At 45.6% G+C, this 17744-nt stretch carries 13 protein-coding genes and 1 tRNA gene; all 14 read right to left on the bottom strand.

Annotation, left to right across the window (positions count from 1 at the left end; genetic code table 11):
- Window positions 1-112 precede the first annotated feature (112 nt).
- Window positions 113-2218 (bottom strand): elongation factor G, encoded by a 2106-nt coding sequence (fusA, locus tag E8M12_RS15930; RefSeq protein ID WP_136737265.1) that lies wholly within the window; start codon window positions 2216-2218, stop codon window positions 113-115.
- 77 nt (window positions 2219-2295) lie between these two features.
- Window positions 2296-2769, bottom strand: coding sequence for a 30S ribosomal protein S7 (rpsG, locus tag E8M12_RS15925; RefSeq protein WP_136737264.1), 474 nt, complete (start codon window positions 2767-2769; stop codon window positions 2296-2298).
- 83 nt (window positions 2770-2852) lie between these two features.
- Window positions 2853-3227, bottom strand: a complete 375-nt coding sequence (rpsL, locus tag E8M12_RS15920) for a 30S ribosomal protein S12 (RefSeq protein WP_136737263.1) — start codon at window positions 3225-3227, stop codon at window positions 2853-2855.
- A 177-nt stretch (window positions 3228-3404) separates the two neighbouring features.
- Window positions 3405-7637, bottom strand: a complete 4233-nt coding sequence (rpoC, locus tag E8M12_RS15915) for a DNA-directed RNA polymerase subunit beta' (RefSeq protein WP_136737262.1) — start codon at window positions 7635-7637, stop codon at window positions 3405-3407.
- An 82-nt stretch (window positions 7638-7719) separates the two neighbouring features.
- Window positions 7720-11748, bottom strand: a complete 4029-nt coding sequence (rpoB, locus tag E8M12_RS15910; protein WP_136737261.1) for a DNA-directed RNA polymerase subunit beta — start codon at window positions 11746-11748, stop codon at window positions 7720-7722.
- 203 nt (window positions 11749-11951) lie between these two features.
- Window positions 11952-12320, bottom strand: coding sequence for a 50S ribosomal protein L7/L12 (gene rplL, locus E8M12_RS15905; protein WP_136737260.1), 369 nt, complete (start codon window positions 12318-12320; stop codon window positions 11952-11954).
- Between the two features lie 75 nt (window positions 12321-12395).
- A complete protein-coding gene (gene rplJ, locus E8M12_RS15900) occupies window positions 12396-12890 on the bottom strand; it encodes a 50S ribosomal protein L10 (protein WP_136737259.1) in 495 nt (164 codons plus the stop codon).
- 297 nt (window positions 12891-13187) lie between these two features.
- Window positions 13188-13886, bottom strand: a complete 699-nt coding sequence (rplA, locus tag E8M12_RS15895; protein ID WP_136737258.1) for a 50S ribosomal protein L1 — start codon at window positions 13884-13886, stop codon at window positions 13188-13190.
- A 3-nt stretch (window positions 13887-13889) separates the two neighbouring features.
- Window positions 13890-14318: a 50S ribosomal protein L11 gene (rplK, locus tag E8M12_RS15890; protein WP_136737257.1), complete on the bottom strand. Its 429-nt coding sequence runs from the start codon at window positions 14316-14318 to the stop codon at window positions 13890-13892.
- Between the two features lie 211 nt (window positions 14319-14529).
- The gene (locus E8M12_RS15885) at window positions 14530-15489 is read right to left on the bottom strand and encodes a sulfite exporter TauE/SafE family protein (RefSeq protein WP_136737256.1); all 960 of its coding nucleotides are present in this window, start codon (window positions 15487-15489) and stop codon (window positions 14530-14532) included.
- Window positions 15490-16088: 599 nt separating this feature from the next.
- Window positions 16089-16634, bottom strand: a complete 546-nt coding sequence (gene nusG / locus E8M12_RS15880) for a transcription termination/antitermination protein NusG (RefSeq protein WP_136737255.1) — start codon at window positions 16632-16634, stop codon at window positions 16089-16091.
- Between the two features lie 3 nt (window positions 16635-16637).
- On the bottom strand, window positions 16638-17015 hold the full coding sequence (secE, locus tag E8M12_RS15875; protein WP_136737254.1) for a preprotein translocase subunit SecE: 378 nt from the start codon (window positions 17013-17015) through the stop codon (window positions 16638-16640).
- 61 nt (window positions 17016-17076) lie between these two features.
- Window positions 17077-17153 (bottom strand) — tRNA-Trp (locus tag E8M12_RS15870).
- A 399-nt stretch (window positions 17154-17552) separates the two neighbouring features.
- Window positions 17553-17744: EF-Tu C-terminal domain-related protein (locus tag E8M12_RS15865; protein ID WP_497583697.1), on the bottom strand; the 192-nt coding region annotated here is incomplete at its 5' end.

Here is a 17744-nt window from a genome sequence, read left to right as displayed (position 1 = left end):
GGCCGATTGTACCTACGTTAACGTGCGGTTTGGAACGTTCAAATTTTGCTTTAGCCATTTTGCTATACCTTAAAGTTATTAAAGATAAAGGGTAAATCCCTTATCAGAAATCCTAGCCCACACGAGCCTGACATATTGCATCTGCAACAGTTTTTGGAGCCTCATTATATTGTTTGAACTCCATGGAATAAGAAGCGCGACCTTGAGTGGCACTTCTTAAGTCGGTTGCATAGCCGAACATTTCAGCCAGCGGAACCAATGCATTTACCAGCTTCATGCCGGCTGGGCCTTCATCCATTCCCTCGATCATGCCACGACGACGGTTTAAGTCGCCGACAACATCACCCATATTTTCTTCTGGCGTGGTTACTTCCACTTGCATCATTGGCTCAAGTAACACAGGGTTTGCATCTAATGCACCCTGTTTAAAGCCCATGGAAGCGGCCACTTTAAACGCCATTTCGTTCGAGTCGACGTCATGGTAAGAACCATCGAACAAGGTGACTTTGATATCCAACATTGGGAAACCAGCCAACACACCGTTGTTCATCTGTTCCTGACAGCCTTTCTCGACAGCAGCCCAGTACTCTCTTGGTACAACGCCACCAACGATTTCGCTTTCAAACTGGAAACCTGCTCCTTCTTCAAGGGGCTCCATTTTCAGCCATACATGACCAAACTGGCCTCGACCGCCTGATTGACGCACAAATTTGCCTTCAACTTCAACGGATTTACGAATCGTTTCACGATAGCTAACCTGAGGCTTACCGACATTACAATCGACTTTAAACTCACGCTTCATTCGATCAACGATAATATCAAGGTGTAATTCACCCATACCGGAGATAATGGTTTGTCCGGTCTCTTCATCGGTCTCGACGCGGAACGATGGATCTTCAGCGGCCAATTTACCTAAAGCAATACCCATTTTTTCCTGGTCAGCTTTAGTTTTTGGCTCAACCGCCACCGAAATTACCGGCTCTGGGAATTCCATGCGCTCCAGGGTAATCACGTGATTTGGATCACACAATGTGTCACCCGTTGTAACGTCTTTCAAACCGATTAAGGCGGCAATATCACCGGCGCGAACTTCTTTGATCTCTTCGCGGTTATTGGAGTGCATCTGCACGATACGACCAATACGCTCTTTTTTCGCTTTAACCGGGTTATAAACCGCGTCGCCAGAATTCACCACACCACTGTAGACGCGAATGAACGTCAATGTACCAACAAACGGGTCGGTCGCGATTTTAAATGCCAGCGATGCAAACGGCGCATTGTCGTCGGCCTCACGGGTGCCTTCGGTTTCATCTTTGTCGTCGTTGATACCCTTGATGGCTTCAACTTCAGTCGGTGATGGCATGTATTCAATGACACCATCCAATACCGCCTGAACACCTTTGTTTTTAAAGGCTGAACCACAGGTACAAAGAATGATTTCATTGTTCAGCGTACGGGCGCGTAAACCTGCTTTGATTTCATCTTCGGATAAATCGCCTTCTTCCAGGTATTTATCCATTAATTCGTCGCTTGCCTCAGCCGCAGATTCCACTAAGTGTTCGCGCCATTCTTCGGCAAGATCCTGCATATCTGCTGGGATCTCTTCATAGTTGAAAGTCATGCCCTGGTCCGCTTCGTTCCAGTTAATGGCCTTCATTTTGATCAGATCGACGACACCGGTGAAATTCTCTTCCGCACCAATAGCTAATTGCATGGGTACCGGGTTTGCACCGAGACGATCTTTCATCTGTTCAACGACGTTTAAAAAGTTTGCTCCTGCACGGTCCATCTTATTGACGAAGACCATACGTGGAACGGAATATTTTTCCATCTGCCGCCAAACGGTTTCCGTTTGCGGTTGCACTCCGGAAGATGCGCATAATACGAGTACGGCACCATCGAGCACACGCAATGAACGCTCTACCTCAATGGTAAAGTCAACGTGGCCAGGAGTATCGATGATATTGATTCGGTGGTCTGGAAACTGACCTTCCATGCCCTTCCAAAAACATGTCGTCGCAGCGGAAGTGATTGTGATACCACGTTCCTGTTCCTGCTCCATCCAGTCCATGGTCGCGGCACCGTCATGTACTTCGCCGATTTTATGAGATAAACCGGTATAAAAAAGTACACGTTCAGTGGTTGTGGTTTTACCAGCATCTACGTGCGCACAAATTCCGATGTTACGGTAGCGCTCAATAGGAGTTGTACGAGCCACAATAGTATCCTCTTCCCAAGGTTTGATACCTTAGATTGCAGAAAAGGGTAGCCACAAAGGTGACTACCCTAAAGTTATTACCAGCGGTAATGTGCGAACGCTTTGTTCGCTTCAGCCATACGGTGAACGTCTTCACGTTTCTTAACCGCAGAACCTTTGTTGTCAGACGCATCCAGCATTTCGTTTGCCAGGCGCTGAGCCATTGATTTTTCACCACGTTTACGAGCAGCTTCAACTAACCAGCGCATAGCTAGTGCGTTACGACGTACCGGACGAACTTCAACTGGAACCTGATAAGTAGAACCACCAACGCGGCGAGATTTAACTTCCACTTGTGGGCGGATGTTCTCTAGCGCAGTTTCGAATAGCTCTAGGTGTTCTTTGTCAGATTGTTTCTCAGCTAAGATGTCTAATGCACCGTATACGATTTTTTCAGCTGTAGATTTTTTACCATCAACCATTAGGATGTTGATGAATTTTGCAAGTAGTTCAGATTTGAACTTAGGATCAGGTAGAATTTTACGCTGACCTACAACACGTCTTCTTGGCATTTTTCAATACTCCGATAATATTTCAGGAATTTCCCAAAACAATTGTTGTTTCTAAATGTTTGGCCTTACTTGACGGAGTTCCGTTAAGATTTAGGGCGCTTAGCACCGTACTTAGAACGGCCTTGTCGTCTGTCGTTTACACCAGAACAATCCAGTGCACCACGAACGGTGTGATAACGCACACCAGGTAGATCTTTAACACGACCACCGCGAATTAGGATAACGCTGTGCTCTTGTAAGTTGTGACCTTCACCACCGATGTAAGAAGTAACTTCGTAGCCGTTAGTTAAACGTACACGAGCAACTTTACGTAGTGCTGAGTTTGGTTTTTTAGGCGTAGTTGTATATACGCGAGTACATACGCCACGACGCTGCGGGCAAGCTTGTAACGCTGGAACGTTACTTTTTGTTACCTGCTTGACACGTGGTTTACGTACCAATTGGTTAATAGTTGCCATTAATGGGCTCCTGATTAGTTAAAACATGTGCATATCCGCAGTTATTTTCTGCTAATGATGCACGCTTATAAACGTGAAAAACCGCGACCCTAAACATAGGGTCGCGGAATTCTATAGGTCAAGCTTTAACCTGTCAAGTCACAGAGGCGATCTCTGCGATCTTTTTAACAATTTAGCTTACTCTTCACCCATACCTTCTGGCATGTCACCAGAAAGATCGGCGTTAAGTGCATCGGTTAATGCCTGTTCAGCTTCCATTGCCGATACGGTCGGCTCTTCAACCTGATCAGCTCCACGCTTGTTCTGACGCTCTTTGTGATAGGCATAACCGGTACCAGCCGGGATCAGACGACCAACAATAACGTTCTCTTTCAGACCACGCAGACCGTCTTTCTTACCAGCAACGGCAGCTTCGGTAAGAACTCGGGTAGTTTCCTGGAACGATGCTGCTGAGATAAATGACTCAGTCGCAAGCGACGCTTTGGTGATACCCAGCATCAGAATCTGATATTGAGCCGGTTGCTTACCTTGCGCTTCCAAATCGCGGTTAGCAACGCGGACGTTAGATACTTCCACCTGCTCACCAACCAGGAATTCACTATCACCGGCATCCATGATTTCACACTTACGCAGCATCTGACGTACGATAACTTCGATGTGCTTATCGTTAATCTTAACACCTTGCAGTCGATAAACGTCCTGGACTTCGTTAACGATGTAATTAGCAACATGCTCAACACCACGCAGACGCAGGATATCGTGCGGAGACTCTGGACCATCGGCGATAACTTCACCTTTGATGACCTGTTCACCTTCGAACACGTTCAGCTGACGCCATTTAGGAATCATTTCTTCGTAAACTTCACCGCTCGGCTGAGTGATTAGCAGGCGACGCTTGCCCTTGGTTTCTTTACCAAATCCAATGACACCGGTCACTTCGGCAAGGATCGCAGGCTCTTTCGGCTTACGAGCTTCGAACAGGTCAGCAACACGTGGCAGACCACCGGTAATATCACGAGTCTTCGAGCTTTCCTGAGGAATACGAGCCAGGGCATCACCAATGCTAACCTCTGCACCATCTTCCAGGTTAACAATCGCATTACCTGGCAAGAAGTATTGTGCAGGAATATCGGTACCTGCAATCATTACGTCGTTACCTTTGGCATCAACCAGCTTAACCATTGGGCGCATTTCTTTACCCGCTGAGCTGCGTTGAGCCGCATCAGTGATAACGATGCTGGACAAACCGGTTAACTCGTCGGTTTGACGTGTCATGGTCACAGATTCGATTAAATCAACGAATTTAATCTTACCAGCTACCTCAGTGATGATTGGGTGAGTATGCGGATCCCAGTTGGCGATGGTTTCGCCGGCTTCAATGGCTTCACCGTCAGCTTTACTCAGGATTGCACCGTAAGGAACCTTATAACGCTCTTTCTCACGACCTAATTCATCGATAACCGTTAACTCTGAAGAGCGAGAGGTAATAACCAGCTTGCCTTCTGAGTTGTTAACAAACTTAGCACTTTGCAACTTCAGGGTACCGGTGTTTTTCACCTGGACACTGTTTTCTGCAGACGCACGTGATGCCGCACCACCAATGTGGAAGGTACGCATGGTTAGCTGTGTACCAGGCTCACCGATAGACTGAGCGGCAACAACACCAACTGCTTCACCTTCATTGATCAGGTGACCACGGGCAAGGTCACGACCGTAACACTGGGCACAGATACCAAAGTCTGTTTCACAGGTAATGATTGAACGAACCCATACCTGGTCGACAGAATGTTCTTCAAGAACATCACACTTTTGCTCGTCAAGTAGCGTATTACGCTCAAACAATACCTCTTCGCCACCAGGGATTAGTACATCCTGAGCAACCACACGGCCCAATACGCGCTCGCGCAATGGCTCAACAACGTCACCACCTTCAATCAGAGGTGTCATCAATAGGCCTTTGTCGGTACCACAGTCATGTTCGGTAACAACCAAATCCTGGGCAACGTCGACCAGACGACGAGTCAGATAACCTGAGTTCGCTGTTTTCAGTGCGGTATCGGCCAAACCTTTACGAGCACCGTGAGTCGAGATGAAGTACTGAAGTACGTTCAGACCTTCACGGAAGTTCGCGGTGATCGGCGTTTCGATGATGGAGCCATCTGGCTTAGCCATCAGACCACGCATACCAGCCAGCTGACGAATCTGTGCGGCACTACCACGAGCACCGGAGTCGGCCATCATAAAGATCGAGTTGAAAGAATCCTGTTCTTCCATCTCGCCGTCACGGTTAACAACCGTATCTTTCGATAGGTTTTCCATCATCGCCTTGGAAACTTTTTCGTTCGCAGACGACCAGATATCGATAACTTTGTTGTATTTCTCACCCGCGGTTACAAGACCTGATTCGAACTGTTGCTGAATCTCTTTAACTTCTTCTTCCGCAGCGTCGATGATGGTGTACTTCTCATCTGGAATAACCATATCGTCAATACCAACCGATGCACCGGCAACCATCGCATAATGGAAACCTGTGTACATAATGTGGTCAGCAAAAATAACCGTTTCTTTCAGGCCAAGGTTACGATACGCATGGTTGATAAGATTTGAGATCTGCTTTTTACCAAGTGTCTGGTTGATAATCTCAAACGGCATGCCGTCTGGACACACCATCCATAACAAAGCACGGCCGACTGTGGTATCAATCAGGTTGGTTTCCGGTACCAGATTGCCGTCCGCATCTTTTTTGTGTTCGGTGATGCGGATCTTAACGCGGGCATGCAATTCTGCAGACTCGGTACGATAGGCTTTTTCGGCTTCTTTTGGAGAAGCGAAAACCATGCCTTCACCTTTACCGTTTACGCAGTCACGAGTCAGGTAATAAAGACCTAATACAACGTCCTGTGAAGGTACGATAATTGGATCACCATTCGCCGGAGACAGTACGTTGTTGGTAGACATCATTAGCGCACGAGCTTCTAACTGAGCTTCCAGCGTTAATGGTACGTGTACCGCCATTTGGTCACCATCGAAGTCAGCGTTATACGCCGCACATACCAGCGGGTGCAAGTGAATGGCTTTACCTTCGATCAGTACCGGTTCGAATGCCTGGATACCCAATCTATGAAGTGTTGGTGCACGGTTAAGCATAACCGGGTGCTCACGGATAACTTCATCAAGAACGTCCCAAACTTCACCACCTTCGCGCTCAACTAATTTCTTAGCGGCTTTAATGGTTGTAGCCAGGCCACGGGCTTCCAGCTTACCGTAGATAAATGGTTTAAATAACTCCAGCGCCATCTTCTTAGGAAGACCACACTGGTGTAAACGAAGCGTTGGACCAACGGTGATTACAGAACGACCTGAGTAGTCAACACGCTTACCAAGCAAGTTCTGACGGAAACGACCCTGCTTACCCTTGATCATATCAGCAAGAGATTTCAGAGGACGCTTGTTAGAACCTGTGATCGCACGACCGCGACGACCGTTATCTAATAACGCATCAACAGATTCCTGTAGCATACGTTTTTCGTTACGGACGATGATATCCGGAGCAACCAGGTCTAAAAGGCGCTTCAGACGATTGTTACGGTTGATGACACGGCGATATAAATCGTTCAGATCAGATGTTGCAAAACGACCACCATCTAGTGGTACAAGCGGACGCAGATCTGGTGGAAGGATCGGTAGTACCGACATAATCATCCACTCTGGCTTGTTACCAGACTGGGCAAATGCTTCCATTAATTTCAAACGCTTGGTGATTTTCTTACGCTTGGTTTCGCTACCGGTTTCCGGCAACTCTTCGCGCATTTGCGCGATTTCGCCTTCCAGATCGATTTCTTTCAGCAACGCCAATACCGCTTCGGCACCCATTTTTGCGTCGAATTCATCACCGTGCTCTTCCAATGCATCCAGATACTCTTCTTCAGTAAGGATCTGGCCACGCTCCAACGTTGTCATACCGGCTTCGGTAACAACATAAGATTCGAAATAAAGGACACGTTCGATATCACGTAACGTCATATCCAGTAATAAACCAATACGCGATGGCAATGATTTTAAGAACCAGATGTGAGCAACCGGACTGGCCAGCTCAATATGCCCCATGCGGTCACGACGAACTTTAGTCAGGGTAACTTCAACGCCACACTTTTCACAAATAACACCACGGTGCTTAAGGCGCTTGTATTTACCACACAAACACTCATAGTCTTTTACCGGGCCAAAGATACGAGCACAGAACAGACCATCGCGTTCTGGCTTAAAGGTACGGTAGTTGATGGTTTCAGGCTTTTTCACTTCGCCGTATGACCATGAACGGATCATATCTGGCGATGCCAGGCCAATTCGAATACCATCGAATTCTTCTGTTTGATTTTGTTGCTTAAGAAACTTAAGTAAATCTTTCACACTCTGTCTCCTGTCGGAGTTAACATCGGGAGAGGGTATCCCCTCTCCATGTAGTAACTTTACTGATTAACTCAGTGCCCGGTTATTCCTGATCCAGTTCGATGTTGATACCTAACGAACGGATTTCCTTCAATAATACGTTGAACGATTCAGGCATGCCCGGTTCCATACGATGGTCACCATCAACAAGGTTTTTGTACATCTTAGTACGACCATTGACGTCATCGGATTTCACCGTCAGCATTTCTTGTAGGGTGTAGGCAGCACCGTATGCTTCCAGTGCCCATACTTCCATCTCACCGAAACGCTGACCACCAAACTGAGCTTTACCACCCAGCGGCTGTTGAGTAACCAGTGAATAAGAACCTGTTGAACGAGCGTGCATCTTGTCATCAACCAAGTGATTAAGTTTCAGCATGTACATGTAACCAACAGTTACAGGTCGCTCAAATTCACGACCAGTACGGCCATCAATCAGGGTGAACTGACCGCTTTCAGGCATATCTGCCAGGCGGAATAGTTCTTTAATCTCTTTCTCTGCCGCACCATCGAATGCCGGTGTCGCTACCGGAAGACCAGCACGCAGGTTATCTGCCAGACGCATGATTTCATCATCAGAGAAAGTGTCTAAGTCGACATCCTGACGAGATTCACCAACGCTGTATACTTCTTTCAGGAATTCGCGCATTTTCGCAACTTCCTGCTGAGCTTTAACCATACGATCAATCTTTTCACCGATACCGCGTGCAGCCATACCTAAGTGAGTTTCAAGGATCTGACCGATGTTCATCCGCGATGGTACACCCAGCGGGTTAAGTACGATATCAACCGGCTCACCGTTCTGGTCATAAGGCATGTCTTCAACTGGTACAATGGATGAAATTACACCCTTGTTACCATGACGACCGGCCATTTTATCACCTGGTTGTAGCTGACGTTTAACCGCAAGATAAACTTTAACAACCTTAAGGACACCCGGTTGTAGGTCATCACCTTGAGTGATCTTACGACGCTTAGCTTCGAACTTCTTATCGAAGTCTTCTTTGATCGCATCGTACTGCTCGGCGATTTGTTCAAGATCAGTTTGCTGAGCTTCGTCAGAAAGAACCTGAGTCAACCACTTGTCACGAGACATAGAAGTCAAATCAGACTCGCTCATGCCTGAAGCCAGTAACAGCTTCTTAGCACGGGCATAAATACCATCTTCAAGAATGCTGAACTCATCGCCAAGGTCTTTCTTAACCTGCTTAAGTTGCATCTCTTCGATTTCCAGCGCACGAGCGTCTTTCTCTACACCATCGCGGGTGAAGATTTGTACGTCGATAACCGTACCGGAAACTGAGTTCGGTACACGTAATGAGCTGTCTTTAACGTCTGCGGCTTTCTCACCGAAGATCGCACGTAGAAGTTTTTCTTCCGGCGTCAGTTGCGTTTCACCTTTCGGCGTAACCTTACCAACCAGGATATCGCCACCGTTAACTTCGGCACCGATGTAAACAACACCAGATTCGTCCAGCTTAGAAAGCGCAGACTCACCAACATTTGGAATATCTGAAGTGATTTCTTCGCTACCCAGCTTAGTATCACGGGCAATACAGCTTAATTCCTGAATGTGGATAGTGGTGAAGCGGTCTTCTTTCGTTACACGCTCGGAAATCAACATCGAATCCTCGAAGTTGTAGCCATTCCAAGGCATGAATGCGATACGCATATTCTGGCCAAGTGCCAGCTCACCAAGGTCTGTTGATGGACCGTCGGCTAATACATCACCACGTTGTACCGGATCGCCGATATGACAGGTAGGACGCTGGTTAATACAGGTGTTCTGGTTAGAACGCGTGTATTTAGTCAGGTTGTAAATATCGATACCTGCTTCACCTGGTACCATTTCATTTTCGTTTACACGAACAACGATACGAGAAGCGTCAACATAATCAACAACACCACCACGCTTAGCTACGGCTGTTACGCCAGAGTCAACGGCAATGGTTTTTTCCATACCAGTACCAACCAGCGGCTTATCCGCTTTTAACGTTGGAACCGCCTGACGTTGCATGTTCGCACCCATCAAGGCACGGTTTGCATCATCGTGCTCCAGGAATGGGATAAGCGACGCTGCCACAGAGATAATCTGCTGTGGAGATACGTCCATGAACTGTACCTGATCCGATGACATCAGGGTTGATTCGTTCTTATGACGACATGGCACCAGGCCTTCAACTATCTTGTTGTTGGCATCGGTTTCAGCATTTGCCTGGGCAACGACGAAGTTACCTTCTTCAATGGCTGATAAGTATTCGATTTCATCCGTTACCACACCATCGACAACTTTACGATATGGAGTCTCAAGGAAACCATAATCGTTAGTACGGGCATAACAGGATAACGAGTTGATCAAACCGATGTTTGGACCTTCCGGTGTTTCGATTGGACAAACACGACCATAGTGAGTCGGATGTACGTCACGAACCTCGAAACCAGCACGTTCGCGAGTCAGACCACCCGGTCCTAATGCAGAAATACGACGCTTATGAGTCACCTCAGAAAGCGGGTTGTTCTGATCCATAAACTGTGACAACTGCGAAGAACCAAAGAATTCTTTAACGGCAGCTGAAATCGGTTTGGCATTAATCAGATCCTGCGGCATTACCGCATCCAAATCACCCAGGCTCAAACGTTCACGTACAGCACGCTCTACACGAACCAGACCAACGCGGAATTGGTTTTCGGCCATTTCACCAACACTACGGATCCGACGGTTACCTAAGTGGTCGATATCATCAACTTCACCCTTACCATCTCGGATCGAGATCAGGGTTTTCATTACAGAGATAATATCATCATTGGATAGTACGCCTTCGCCGGTGCTCTCTGAGCGACCCACGCGGCGGTTAAATTTCATACGACCAACAGTTGATAAGTCATATCGCTCATCAGAGAAGAACAGATTATCAAATAACGCTTCTGCAGCGTCTTTTGTTGGTGGCTCACCTGGACGCATCATACGATAAATTTCAACTAATGCTTCTAAGCGATTGGTTGTGTTATCGATACGCAGGGTATCTGACATGTATGAACCACAGTCGAATTCATTCATGTACAGAGTTTCAAAGGATTTGTAACCCGCTTCTGTCAATTCAGCCAGTAATTCCAGCGTGATCTCAGCGTTCGCTTCCGCAACCACTTCGCCGGTAGACTTATTGACATAAGGTTTTGCTAATACACGACCAACGATGTAGTCTGCTGGTACTTCCAGCGTATCAACATTTTCTTTCGCAAGTGCACGGATATGACGCGCAGTAATACGGCGACCTTGCTCTACTAAAACATCACCGTTTGGCATTTTGATGTCGAACGTCGCAGTTTCACCACGTAAACGATCAGGAACCAATTCCATGATCAGCTTATTCTTTTTCAGATCAAAACGCGTTGTCTCGTAAAACATTGCCAGGATTTCTTCCGTGCTATATTCAAGCGCACGAAGAATGATAGACGCAGGTAATTTACGACGACGGTCAATACGGACAAACAGGTTATCTTTCGGATCAAATTCAAAATCCAACCAAGAACCACGGTAAGGGATAACGCGGGCGTTATACAATACTTTACCTGAGGAGTGGGTTTTACCTTTATCATGATCGAAGAAAACACCTGGTGAACGGTGTAATTGCGAAACAATAACACGCTCCGTACCATTGATTACAAAGGTACCATTTTCCGTCATGATTGGGATTTCGCCCATGTAGACTTCTTGTTCTTTAATATCTTTTACTGTACCTGCGGCGGCTTCTTTATCATAAATTACCAAACGTAATTTAACGCGCAACGCAGCAGAATAGGTAAGTCCACGGATTTGACACTCTTTAACGTCAAACAGCGGCTCGCCTAAACGATAACTGACATATTGTAATTCTGAATTACCAGAATAACTTTTGATGGGGAATACAGAACGGAATGCGGCTTCTAAGCCATACTCACCTGTTGGGTCGATATCAATAAACTTACGGAAAGATTCGAGTTGGATAGACAACAGGAATGGATAATCCATTACCTGAGCGCTCTTACCAAAGTCCTTTCTAATTCGTTTCTTCTCAGAATAAGAGTAAACCATGGGGTTCCTCAGCTTGCTGGTTATGGCCGAATCTGTCTTGTCAGACAGGAGTAAAACTAAATCCTGACCCTTTTTCAGGATCAAGATTTAATAATGCACTGTTTTGGTTTAAAAAAAAACCATATTCTTTAGCGCAAAAAGGCCGGTGACGTTTAAATCACCAGCCATTGCCTATTCAGGCAGCAAATCTGTACGAATACAGATTACTTGATAACAACCGTAGCACCGGCTTCTTCAAGTTCTTTCTTAAGTGCTTCAGCTTCAGCTTTTTCAACACCTTCTTTAAGAGCTTTAGGAGCTGACTCAACAACTTCTTTAGCTTCTTTAAGACCAAGACCTGTAGCACCACGTACTGCTTTGATTACAGCAACTTTGTTACCACCGAAGCTCTCTAGGATAACGTCAAATTCAGTTTGCTCAGCAGCTGCGCCGCCTGCGTCACCACCAGCAACAGCAACAGCTGCAGCGGCAGAAACACCGAATTTTTCTTCCATAGCTTCTACTAGTTCAACTACATCCATTACAGACATTTCTGCAATAGCGTTTAAGATATCGTCTTTAGATACAGACATTGTAATCTTTCCTATTTTAATAAACAGCCAACTTGCTGTTTGAAATAACTATAATTTGCAAACAAACAGCAATAATTAAGCTGCTTCTTGCTCTTTCTGATCGCGAATTGCAGCAATAGTACGGGCAAGTTTGCCTGCAGATGCTTCTTTCATAGCGCTCATTAAACGTGCAATAGCTTCGTCGTATGTAGGTAACTTAGCAAGTAACTGTACATCAACGACTTCACCTTCATAGGCTGCTGCTTTTAATTCAAAAACTTCGTTTTGTTTAGCGAAGTCTGCGAATAAACGAGCAGCGGCACCTGGGTGCTCGCTTGAAAATGCGATTAGTGAAGGACCAACGAAAGTGTCTTTAAGACATTCGAAAGAAGTACCTTCAACTGCACGACGTGCTAAGGTGTTACGAACAACTTTCATCCATACACCGTTTTCACGTGCCTGCTTACGCAGTGCAGTAATCGCTTCAACTGTAATACCGCGTGAATCGGCGATTACAGCTGACTGAGCGCCATTGGCAGCTTCTTGAACTTCAGCAACAATTGCTTTTTTGTCATCAAGATTGATAGCCATTGGCTTTAACTCCTGGTTCCACCGGCAAAGCCGGTATTTAAAACTCCCGAGTCAGGTTACTTTGTTACTACAAAGCTTCGCCGTCCCGGGCCATTACGGCGAGAGCCAGAAATTTAGGAAAAAATCTGGGTAATCACCATCTACGTAGGAAATTAAGTGGTCAACCCGCAAACACGGATATTTAACACACCTACGGTCTTTGACGGGAGCTCAAAATAAGATATTTTAAGCACCTACCAAAATTAGAGGGGCGAAATTATAGACTAATATCACCCCTGTGTAAACGTTAAAAACGTATTAGATGTCACTCAAAGAACTTTGAGCGATGGCAACACCAGCACCCATAGTTGTTGAAAGACTGATCTTCTTGAAGTAAGCACCTTTAGCTTGTGCAGGCTTAGCTTTCTTAAGCGCAGCAAGCAAAGCAACCAGGTTCTCTTCTAATTGACCATTTTCAAAGTCAACCTTACCGATGGTAGAATGGATGATACCATTCTTGTCGTTACGGTAACGAACCTGACCAGCTTTTGCATTTTTAACAGCAGTAGCTACGTCTGGAGTTACAGTACCAACTTTCGGGTTAGGCATAAGGCCACGAGGACCAAGTACCTGACCAAGTTGACCAACAACACGCATTGCATCAGGAGTAGCGATAACAACGTCAAAGTTCATTTCGCCTTTTTTCACCTGTTCAGCAAGATCTTCCATACCTACGATGTCAGCACCTGCTTCTTTTGCAACGTCAACGTTTGCACCTTGAGTAAATACAGCAACACGTACGTCACGGCCAGTACCGTTTGGAAGAACAGTAGCACCACGAACGTTTTGATCTGATTTACGAGCGTCGATGCCAAGCTTAACAGCTACATCAACACTTTCTTTGAAGTTAGCAGTCGCTAACTCTTTCAATAAAGCTAAGGCTTCATTGATTTCGTATTCTTTTAATACGTCTACTTTTTCACGGATTAGACGAGCGCGTTTTGATAATTTAGCCATTGATTAATCCTCTACCACTAAACCCATAGAACGAGCTGAACCCGCGATTGTACGTACCGCAGCATCCATGTCCGCTGCAGTTAAATCTGGCTCTTTAGTCTTAACGATTTCTTCAAGTTGAGCACGTGTAACGGTACCAACTTTTTCAGTGTTAGGACGACCAGAACCACTCTTGATACCAGCAGCTTTTTTCAATAAGAAAGAAGCAGGTGGAGTCTTAGTTTCAAACGTGAAAGAGCGGTCGTTGTATACAGTAATAACTACTGGAACTGGAGCACCTTTTTCAAGAGAATCTGTTTTGGCGTTGAATGCTTTACAGAATTCCATGATGTTCACACCGTGTTGACCTAGCGCAGGACCAACTGGGGGTGAAGGGTTAGCTGCACCAGCAGCAACCTGTAGCTTGATTAAAGCTTGGACTTTTTTAGCCATGATTTAATACCTTTAGTATGGGTACAAACGCTATTGAACCAATAGCTCCCCGTTGAAATTAGGACTTTATTTAAACGCCTAGCGGGCCTCAAATAAAATCGGCAGCGGATTATATATTAATCAGAGGAAAGGGATCAAGAGATACGATTAAAAAAGCAGCAATAAATCGTGATTTAGTTTTTCGCCATGCCACTAAGACTTTGAGTTGTTATCAGAATGGCCAGACGCCGGCGATACCAACCAGTAAAATCCAGCTTCCGAGGAATATTTTCAGACGCATGCCACCAAGTGCCTGAGCAATAAAGCGAGCGATAAATCCGCCGATCATGGCGCCAGGAGCAGCAAAAAGTAATACCTCAGTGACGATGTGTCCTTGTAGCGCAAAGTCGGCAACCCCGGCAATCACCGTAATGGCAGAAACCATTACGCCGACAGCAACCGAATACATTACCGAAAAGCCGAGCAGCAGCAAGACAACCGCGATAATTTCGCCAACCCCGACGCTGATCCAGGCGGTAATAATGCCACCGATAAAACTCGCGAAAACAAGTAAGGCAATATTTGCCTTGCTAAACGATTGCTCGACGTGGTTAACCTTATCACCAATCGTCGCCACCTGCGCCAGAACCAACACACCAAAGAGCAGAGAGAAAATACTGAAGATAAGGTTCACATCACCAACAGGAGGGAATGGTAAATACTGAACAAGCCACATACCTGTGATAGAAGGAGGAACACAAACGAGTAATGCACTAAGTATTAAGGATAGTGATTCAGGTACCGTAGCTGTTACGGCACCAGCTGCACAGATTTTTGGTTTACGTGAAAACCAATATAGCCAGGTAAAGCTGCCAACGCTCATCCCAAAGCATTGAATGGCAACGCTGGTGGCAATAACCTGGTCAATATTCATCCCCATCGCAGTAAAGCTGGGTACGAAAACGATGCCACCACCTGCACCCGTTGAGTTGGCTGCTATTGCACCACCAATACCGAGAAACAGAAAGCCAAAATATTCTTTTATTGTGTCGAAAGGATTCGCGAAATTTTGTAAGCAATAAAGCCAGATGCCAAGCAATGCGAATGCAATCATGCACCAGATCACCGGACGATTAAATCGCTCAGTTACCTGTATTTCTTCATTGGCGGTATTAACGGAAGACACTGACATGATTAGCGCACTAGATTTTTTTGCTCAAATTACCCCACTAACCAGCGTTGAGCAAGCGATACCTTGTGAATTTTATTTCTGTAAATTTAATGATTACTTTCTTGATACACCGAATTAACAATCAGCGATTACTATACGTATGGTGAATCGAGTTGAGATACTTGATTAATCAATTTTTAAGACGATTGGGTACGTCCCTTCGCTGTTATCGACCATGGTTCGAGAGGAAATATAAAGGGACTTATGGATTGTCGAGATTTCATGGAGGTAAAATCTCGGCTAAGTATGTCCATATAAACCCATGCATCAATCCATCCTGTGATGCAGGGTACTTACCTCCCTGTAAGCAACCCTTCCTTGCTACCCTCCATGGTTCGGGAGGAAATATAAAGGGACTTATGGAATGTCGAGATTTCATGGAGGTATAATCTCGAATAAGTATGTCCATATACAAACCCTGACTAGAATCAATTGAATGTTCCCGACACAATCGATATACCAGCATCCCTGCAGGCAACCATCCCTGGCTCGTTCAGGATAAATACATCCATATACAAAAAAACCGGCTAACAGCCGGTTTTTCATTAACAAATTTTGAATTAGCCTTTTTCAACCTGGCTAAATTCAAGCTCAACGGGTGTTGCACGACCGAAGATGGAAACAGAAACCTTAATGCGGCTCTTTTCGTAATCCAACTCTTCAACAACACCGTTAAAGTCAGCAAACGGACCATCAATAACACGAACCACTTCGCCTGGCTCGAACAATGTTTTTGGTCTTGGTTTATCGGAAGAATCTTCAAGACGTTGCAAAATGCGATCAGCTTCACGCTGGCTGATTGGCGCCGGGCGATCGCTGGTACCGCCAATAAAGCCAAGTACGCGCGGTACACTTTTCACTAAGTGCCATGCTTCTTCGTCCATCGCCATTTCTACCAGGACGTAGCCTGGAAAGAACTTACGTGCACTTTTACGCTTTTGACCTGCACGCATTTCCACAACTTCTTCAGTTGGTACTAAAATCTGACCAAACTTGTCCTGCAAGCCGTGAATTTCAATGTGTTCTTGTAAGGTCTTTTGCACACGCGCTTCATAGCCAGAAAAGGCCTGAACCACGTACCATCTTAATTTGATTTCTTCAGACATAGATTAAACCTGCAAAGAAGTAATAAAGTTGACGATTGCGAACAATGCTGTATCCAGGCCCCATAATACAAGTGCCATGATTAATGTAGCAACAATAACAATACCCGTAGTGTGTAATGCTTCTTGACGTGTTGGCCATACAACTTTACGTACTTCGGTGCGTGACTCTTTGGCGAAAACCAAAGCATTACGACCTTTTTCAGTCTGCGAAGCTATCAAACCGGCAACAACAACTGCAACAACTGCAACCACTGCGCGAATTAGTACTGATACTTCACCATACATGTAATTAGCAACAACGATACCAGCCAAAATAAGGAAAACTAATCCCCACTTCAGCGTATCTAGAGAACCTGATTGGTTTTCTGTACTAGCGTTCATAACTTTGACCTGTTCCCGTCATTCAGATAAAACCCCGACACCTGTCATGGGCCGATAAAATTGGCAGGGGTGGAGAGACTCGAACTCCCAACCGTCGGTTTTGGAGACCGCCGTTCTACCAATTGGAACTACACCCCTTCAAAAGAGGGACATTATAAAGGCGTTAAATTAAAATTGCGATTACTAGTTGCGCAAAAATCTAAAAAAACTGCCTGCAAGGGACAAGTATTAACATTCAAGTAACGGTTAAGTCAAAAAATAAACCTACGGCAGAGCCGTAAGCGACAAGCTTTAAGCTGTAAGACGAAAGCTGTAAGACGAAAGCTGTAAGCTTTAAGTAGAAAGCTGTAAAGCTGTAAAGCTGTAAGGAGAGAGCTGTAAGAAAAGGCATGTGACGCGAAGTTAAACCTAAAACTACTTACGGCTTGTAGCTTGTAGCTTGTAGCTTACAGCTTGCAGCTCCGATTGATTTTCAATCGCGCATAAAAAAAGGTCGCGTAATGCGACCTTTTTTCGAGAGTATTGAAAATCTATCGATTACTCGATGATTTTTGATACTACACCAGCACCTACAGTACGGCCACCTTCACGGATAGCGAAGCGTAAACCTTCGTCCATCGCGATTGGGTTGATTAGCTCAACAACAAACTTAAGGTTGTCGCCTGGCATTACCATTTCTACACCTTCTGGTAACTCTACTGCACCAGTGATGTCAGTCGTACGGAAGTA

The organism is Thalassotalea mangrovi, from assembly GCF_005116735.1.
In the GTDB taxonomy this organism is placed as follows: domain Bacteria; phylum Pseudomonadota; class Gammaproteobacteria; order Enterobacterales; family Alteromonadaceae; genus Thalassotalea_A; species Thalassotalea_A mangrovi.
The sequence above is the reverse complement of the archived record's forward strand: the minus strand, read 5'-3'. Positions and strand labels throughout refer to the sequence as shown.